Origin of the sequence: Sphaerotilus sp., assembly GCF_041083715.1 — a bacterium.
Lineage (GTDB): Bacteria > Pseudomonadota > Gammaproteobacteria > Burkholderiales > Burkholderiaceae_C > Sphaerotilus.
Map to the genome: position 1 here is coordinate 1 of NZ_JBFPGY010000336.1, position 5767 is coordinate 5767.

General features: G+C 70.2%; 9 protein-coding genes. 7 read left to right on the top strand and 2 right to left on the bottom strand.

Translation table 11 applies throughout. The annotated features are described in order from the left end of the window. On the top strand, nucleotides 1-362 hold a 362-nt coding region (locus tag AB3X43_RS15720; RefSeq protein WP_369430807.1), incomplete at its 5' end, for a hypothetical protein. A 1-nt stretch (nucleotide 363) separates the two neighbouring features. Here the strand turns inward: AB3X43_RS15720 and AB3X43_RS15725 are convergent. Together AB3X43_RS15725 and AB3X43_RS15730 are read right to left on the bottom strand one after the other, a co-directional pair. Further along, nucleotides 364-591, bottom strand: coding sequence for an anti-sigma factor family protein (locus tag AB3X43_RS15725; protein WP_369430808.1), 228 nt, complete (start codon nucleotides 589-591; stop codon nucleotides 364-366). 13 nt (nucleotides 592-604) lie between these two features. Then, complete coding sequence (locus AB3X43_RS15730; RefSeq protein WP_369430809.1) at nucleotides 605-1171, bottom strand: sigma-70 family RNA polymerase sigma factor; 567 nt, start codon at nucleotides 1169-1171, stop codon at nucleotides 605-607. A gap of 179 nt (nucleotides 1172-1350) precedes the next feature. Between AB3X43_RS15730 and AB3X43_RS15735 the strand changes: the two genes are divergently transcribed. The 6 genes from AB3X43_RS15735 to AB3X43_RS15760 all read left to right on the top strand — a co-directional run. Next, the gene (locus tag AB3X43_RS15735) at nucleotides 1351-1620 is read left to right on the top strand and encodes a BufA1 family periplasmic bufferin-type metallophore (protein WP_369430810.1); all 270 of its coding nucleotides are present in this window, start codon (nucleotides 1351-1353) and stop codon (nucleotides 1618-1620) included. A 10-nt stretch (nucleotides 1621-1630) separates the two neighbouring features. Further along, entirely contained in the window at nucleotides 1631-2491 is an 861-nt protein-coding gene (locus AB3X43_RS15740; RefSeq protein ID WP_369430811.1) for an MbnB/TglH/ChrH family RiPP precursor modification enzyme, read from the top strand. Next, the gene (locus AB3X43_RS15745) at nucleotides 2488-3294 is read left to right on the top strand and encodes an HvfC/BufC family peptide modification chaperone (protein ID WP_369430812.1); all 807 of its coding nucleotides are present in this window, start codon (nucleotides 2488-2490) and stop codon (nucleotides 3292-3294) included. Before AB3X43_RS15740 ends, AB3X43_RS15745 begins: the two co-directional genes overlap by 4 nt. Nucleotides 3295-3312: 18 nt before the next feature. Then, on the top strand, nucleotides 3313-3777 hold the full coding sequence (locus AB3X43_RS15750) for a DoxX family protein (RefSeq protein WP_369430813.1): 465 nt from the start codon (nucleotides 3313-3315) through the stop codon (nucleotides 3775-3777). A 51-nt stretch (nucleotides 3778-3828) separates the two neighbouring features. Further along, nucleotides 3829-5052, top strand: a complete 1224-nt coding sequence (locus tag AB3X43_RS15755) for an ABC transporter substrate-binding protein (RefSeq protein ID WP_369430814.1) — start codon at nucleotides 3829-3831, stop codon at nucleotides 5050-5052. Then, on the top strand, nucleotides 5028-5767 hold a 740-nt coding region (locus tag AB3X43_RS15760), incomplete at its 3' end, for an ABC transporter permease family protein (RefSeq protein WP_473965139.1). The genes AB3X43_RS15755 and AB3X43_RS15760, both read left to right, overlap by 25 nt.

Consider the following 5767-nt stretch of genomic DNA (forward strand, 5'->3'; position numbering starts at 1 on the left):
GACGTCACTACTGCCTGGCGACCGGACACCGGGCGCTGGGGCTCGGCTTGCGGTCCGAGGCCCTCACCTATCTCCGGCAGGCCGCAGCGTGGCAGCGTGGCTTGCGGGTGGCCTGGCCGATGCTGGCACTGGCGCGATGGGCGCCGAGTGATGGCGCCGCCGCCAGGCTGTACGGGGGCTGGACGCGGTGCGTGGATGTCCTTCACCGCCTGCTGACCGGCCGCCTGTCGCTGTCGAAGGCGCTGGACAAGGCGCTGCGCCAGCTCCTGAAACGATCGGCGTCCCTGCACGACGGGCAAGGCGAGAGGCAGACCGTGACCGATGTCGCACTGGCCGATCTCCATCGACAACGTGCCCGGTGAGTTACCGCCCTGGCGGATGGGGAGGGACATGCTCCTCGCTGCCATCGGCGTATCGCCGCCAGTCATGCATGGCGCTGCGCATCAGGTGCACCTGCTTCGAGAAGCGGGTGCAGCCCTTGCAGTAGCCAAGGTGGATGCGCACCAGTGCCCGCTCGCCCAGCGGCAGCACGCGGTCTTCGCCTTCGAGCACGAGGCGGGCGGTTTCCTTGCAGGTCAGTTTCAATCGCATGGGCTAGCTCCGGTCAGGTTGGCGCCCGTTGTCCGGCGAACCAGTTCACCTGCAGGCACTCCCGCAGCCGCAGGCGTGCGCGGTGCAGCAGCACGAACAGATTGGTCGCGCTGACGCCGGTTTCCTTACAGATCTCGGCGGTGTCCAGTTCGAGCCACTCGCGCATCATGAAGATACGCCCCTGCTGGCCGGGCAGGTGCTCCATGCACGCTTCGAGCATCTCGAAGAACTGCCGCTGGCCCAGCGCCGCGCCTGGATTGCCCCAGTCGGCGGGCATCTCCTGCCAGTGGCCATCGGCCTTGAACAGCAGCTCGTCGAGGTCTTCTCCGTCCTCGGCATCCGAGGTGGTGGAGACTTCGCGCCGGTGCCTGCGGATCTGGTCGATCACCTTGTGCTTGAGGATGCCGATCAGCCAGGTCTTGAGCTGCGCCGCGCCCGTGTAGGCCTGCGGCTTTTCCAGCGCTGCCAGCAGCGTCTCGGAGACGGCGTCCTCCGCCCAGGCCTCGTTGCGCAGCTGGTTGCGGGCATAGCGCAGCAGTTGGGGACGCAGGGTCTGGACCTGGCGGGCGAAGTCGGACATGCGGGTGCGGCGAGCGTGGCCGAAAAGTTTTCTGTCGCTGCAGTGTAAGGAAACCGGATGCCGGCGCGACAGAGTCCTGTCCGCTGCACAGCCTCCACATCTTCTGGCAGGCTGACCGGACGACACGTTCCCGACATCCACCATCCATTTCCACTGCATCCACTGAACGGAGAATCTCCATGAACCAGCGCCTCATCCTCTCTTCTGCCCTCGCTTCCGTCCTGGCCCTGGGCGTCATCGCTCCCGCTGCCGCGCAGGACAAGGAAAAGTGCTTCGGCATTGCCAAGGCTGGCCAGAACGACTGTGCCAACCTCTCCGGCACCCACTCCTGTGCCGGCCAGAGCAAGGCCGACATGGGGGCTGACGAATGGAAGTACGTCCCCAAGGGCACCTGCAAGGACATGAAGGGCATGACGGCCGAAGAGGCCAAGATGGGCATGAAGAAGTAAGCCGCCTGCCATGCCTGCACCGACCTCTGCGGGCATCGGCCTGCGCCAACCCCACGCCGCACTGCTGCGACAGCAGCGTGCGCCGCTGGGCTTCCTCGAAGTCCACAGCGAAAACTACTTTGCGCCGGGTGGTGCCGCCCGCGCCGTGCTCGTGGATCTGCGCCAGGACTACGCCGTCAGCCTGCACGGTGTCGGTCTGTCGCTGGGCAGCGCCTGCGGGCTGGATGCCTGGCATCTCGACCGGCTGGTCGAGCTGGTCGATGCGGTCGAGCCGGTGCGTGTCAGCGACCACGCCAGCTTCGCCCGGGTCGATCCCGGGCGGGGCGCGCCGGTCTGGCATGGCAGCGACCTGCTGCCGATCGCGTTCACGGACGCCGCGCTCGCGATCATGGTGCGCAACGTGCAGCAGGTGCAGGAGCGCCTGCGCCGCCCGATCCTGGTCGAGAACCTGAGCGCCTACCTCGGCTGGGCCGACGATGGCCTGTCCGAACCCGATTTCTTCAACGAGCTGGCGCGCCGCAGCGGCTGCGGCGTGCTGCTCGATGTCAACAACCTCGTCGTCAACGCGCTGAATGCAGGGGACAGCGCAACCGCTGCCGCACGCCGCGCCTGTGCCTGGATCGACCGGCTCGCGACCGGACTGGCTGGCGAGATCCACCTGGCGGGCTACACCGAGACCGACACGCTGGTCATCGACGACCACGGCAGCCGTGTCCATCCGCCCGTCTGGCAGGTCTACGCGCACGCCGTCCGGCGCCACGGCCCGGTGCCGACACTGATCGAATGGGACACCGACCTGCCGACGCTGGACGTCCTGCTGGACGAAGCCGCGCAGGCTGACGCCGTGCTGCACGGAGTGGCTGCAGGATGAGCACCGCCGAAGCGATCCAGCGCGAACAGATCCGGCAGCGCCTGCTGATGCAGGCGCTGCGCACCGGGCAGCCGGGTGCGCTCACCGGGTGGACCCGTGCGCCTGCACGGGCCGATCTGGTCCGTGGGCTGGCGGTCTACACGGCCAATGCCGCCGTCCATGCCGAGCAGGCGCTGGGGGCGCGGTACCCGACCGTGCGGGCCATGCTGGGCGATGAGACCTTCGTGCCGATGGCCCGCGCCGTCTGGCGCCAGGGGCCGCCGAGCCGCGGCGATCTGGCGCAGTGGGGCGAGGCCTTGCCTGCCTTCCTGGCCGGGGCCGAGCAACTCGCCGAGTTGCCGTATCTCGCCGATGTGGCGCGGCTGGACGACGCGGTCATGCAGGCCGCTGGATCGGCCGATGCTGCACCGGATCTGTCCACGCTGATGCGCCTGGGCGATACCGAGCCGGACCGGCTCGTGCTGCGTCCGGCGCCCGGGCTGGCGCTGGTGGACAGCGTGTACCCGGTCGCCACGGTCTGGCGCGCCCACCACGACCCGCGGCAGACCGCGCAGCCCGATCCCTTCGCCGACGCCCGCGCGGCGCTGGCCGAGCAGCGGGCGGAAACGGCGCTGGTCTGGCGTGAGGGCTGGGGGGTGCGGGTGGCGGTGGTCGACGCGCCGACCGCCGACTTCCTGCGCCGCGCGCTGACACAGGCGCAGCCGCTGGCCGAGGCGCTGGACGTGCCCGGTTTCGACTTCGCGCGCTGGCTCGCACCCGCGGTGGCCGATGGCCTGCTGGTGCGCATCGACGTGACAACCTGACCCGGTCTGGAGACCACCATGCTGATCGACACCTTCCGCCGCGGCCATGCCCGCCTGATCGACCTGTGCACATCCCTGCAGCCCCTGGCCCAGCTCGCGGCCAGGGTGGTGGTCGCCAAGGTCTTTTTCCTGTCCGGGCTGACCAAGCTGCGCGACTGGGAGACGACGCTGGCGTTGTTCACGGACGAGTACCACGTGCCACTGCTGTCGCCCGAGGTGGCCGCGTTCGCTGGCACGGCGGGCGAGATCGTCCTGCCCGTGCTGCTGGTGCTCGGCCTGGGCGGGCGCTTCGCCGCGCTGGGGCTGTCGGTGATGAATGTGGTCGCGGTGCTGAGCGTGCCGGAGATGCCGGAAGCCGCGTTCGCGCTGCATGTGTTCTGGGGCAGCTTGCTGGTCGGGCTGGTGCTGTGGGGGCCGGGGCGGTGGTCGGCGGATGCGGTCATCGGGCCGCGGTTTCTGTCGAGACGTCCCGCACTGGCATGATCGACCGCCGGAGCCCGATCGGCTGGCGCTTTTTCCACCTGTGAGGATGCTGTGAACCGACCCCCTGCTGCCCGTTGCCTGTCCCGCCGCATCTTTCTGTCCGCCGCGGTCGCTTCCGGCGCGCTGCCAGCCTGGGCGGTCCCGATGGAGGCGGCTGCGTGGAAGCGCACCGAAACAGAGGCGCGCGGGCAGACCGTCTATTTCAATGCATGGGCTGGCAGCGAGCGCATCAACGCCTACCTGCAATGGGCCGCGGGCGAGGTGCAGCGGCTGCACGGCGTGAAGCTGCTGCACGTCAAGATCACCGACGCGGCCGAAGTGGTGCGCCGCGTGCGGGCCGAGAAGGCCGCGGGACGCACGGGGGACGGCTCGGTCGATCTGCTGTGGATCAACGGCGAGAACTTCCTGACGATGAAGCGCGAGGCGCTGCTGTTCGGGCCCTGGGCGGAAGCGCTGCCGGCGTTTGCCGCCGTGGACGTGGTGGGCAAACCGACGACGCGGCTGGACTTCTCCGAGCCGGTCGAGGGCCTGGAAGCGCCGTGGGGCATGGCACAGCTGACCTTCTTCGCCGACGGCCAGCGCGTGACGACGGTGCCCGACAACATCACCGAGCTGACCGCCTGGGCGCTGCGCCACCCGGGCCGGTTCACCTATCCGCGCCTGCCGGAGTTCCACGGCACGACCTTCGTCAAGCAGGTGCTGATGGAAACCACGGCCGACCGCACCGCTCTGACCCGTCCGTACGCCGCCGAGGCGTTTGCCCGCGTCACCGCGCCGCTGTGGAAGGCGCTCGACGCGCTGCACCCGCACCTGTGGCGCCAGGGCCGGCTGTTTCCCGCCAGCGACGCGGTGGCGCGCCAGATGCTGGCCGACGGCGAGCTGTGGATCAGCCTGACCTTCAACCCGAACGAGGCGGCCAGCGAGATGCTGGCCGGCAAGCTGTCGTCGTCGGTGGTGAGCTACCAGCACAGCGGCGGCACGATCGGCAACACGCACTTCGTGGCCATTCCGTTCAATGCCCGCGCCAAGGCCGGCGCGCAGGTGGTGGCGAATTTCCTGCTCTCGCCCGCGGCGCAGGCACGCAAGGCGGATGTGCGGCAGTGGGGCGATCCGACGGTGCTGGCGATGGAGCGGCTCGCGCCAGCCGAGCGGGCACTGTTCCAGGCGAATCCGGTGCCGGGCATCGTGCAGCGCAGCGCACCTGTGTGGCCGGAGCCGCACGGCTCCTGGGTCGACCCGATCGAGCAGGAATGGCTGCGGCGCTACGGTCGCTGAATGCACCGTCGCCGGTCGTCTGGCGCCTGGCCCGCTGGACGGTCTGGGGGGCGGGCGGCGGACTGGTCGCGCTGCCGCTGGGTGTGGCGCTGGTGGCTGCGCTGGGAGAAGCGGCCCGGCCGCTGGCGTGGCAGGCGCTGCGGGACGATCCGCAGACCGGGCCTGCGCTGGTGTCCAGCCTCGTCTCCGGGTTGGGCAGCACATTCCTGGCCACCGCGCTGAGTCTGTGGCTGACGACGCAGCACTGGGGCCAGCCGCGCTGGGCGGTCCTGCAGCGGTGCTTGCCGGCGATGCTGGCCGTGCCGCACGCGGCCCTGGCGATCGGGCTGCTGCTGCTGTGGATGCCCGGTGGCTGGATCGCCCGGCTGCTCGCGCCGCTGGCGGGCTGGGACGTACCGCCGGACTGGTCCACCGTGCACGACCCGCACGCACTGGCGCTGATGCTGGCGCTGGTGCTCAAGGAAACGCCATTCCTGCTCTGGACGATCGCGGCGTTGCTGGCGCGGCCGGATGTCGCGCTGCGCCTGCGGCAGCAACTGGCGCTCGGGCGCAGCCTCGGGTATGCGCCGGCACAGATCTGGTGGCGCGTGGTGTGGCCCGCATGGAGCGGAGCGCTGGCGTGGCCGGTGGCGGCGGTGGCGGCGTACGGGCTCACGGTGGTGGACATGGCGCTGGTGCTCGGGCCGGGCGCGCCGCCGACGCTGGCGGTGCTGGC

What these genes read in the sequence shown, in the direction of transcription:
- AB3X43_RS15735 (WP_369430810.1), top strand. Translation starts at nt 1,351, where the DNA reads ATGAACCAGCGCCTCATCCTCTCTTCTGCCCTCGCTTCCGTCCTGGCC.
- AB3X43_RS15730 (WP_369430809.1), bottom strand. Translation starts at nt 1,171, where the DNA reads ATGTCCGACTTCGCCCGCCAGGTCCAGACCCTGCGTCCCCAACTGCTG.
- AB3X43_RS15725 (WP_369430808.1), bottom strand. Translation starts at nt 591, where the DNA reads ATGCGATTGAAACTGACCTGCAAGGAAACCGCCCGCCTCGTGCTCGAA.
- AB3X43_RS15750 (WP_369430813.1), top strand. Translation starts at nt 3,313, where the DNA reads ATGCTGATCGACACCTTCCGCCGCGGCCATGCCCGCCTGATCGACCTG.
- AB3X43_RS15745 (WP_369430812.1), top strand. Translation starts at nt 2,488, where the DNA reads ATGAGCACCGCCGAAGCGATCCAGCGCGAACAGATCCGGCAGCGCCTG.
- AB3X43_RS15740 (WP_369430811.1), top strand. Translation starts at nt 1,631, where the DNA reads ATGCCTGCACCGACCTCTGCGGGCATCGGCCTGCGCCAACCCCACGCC.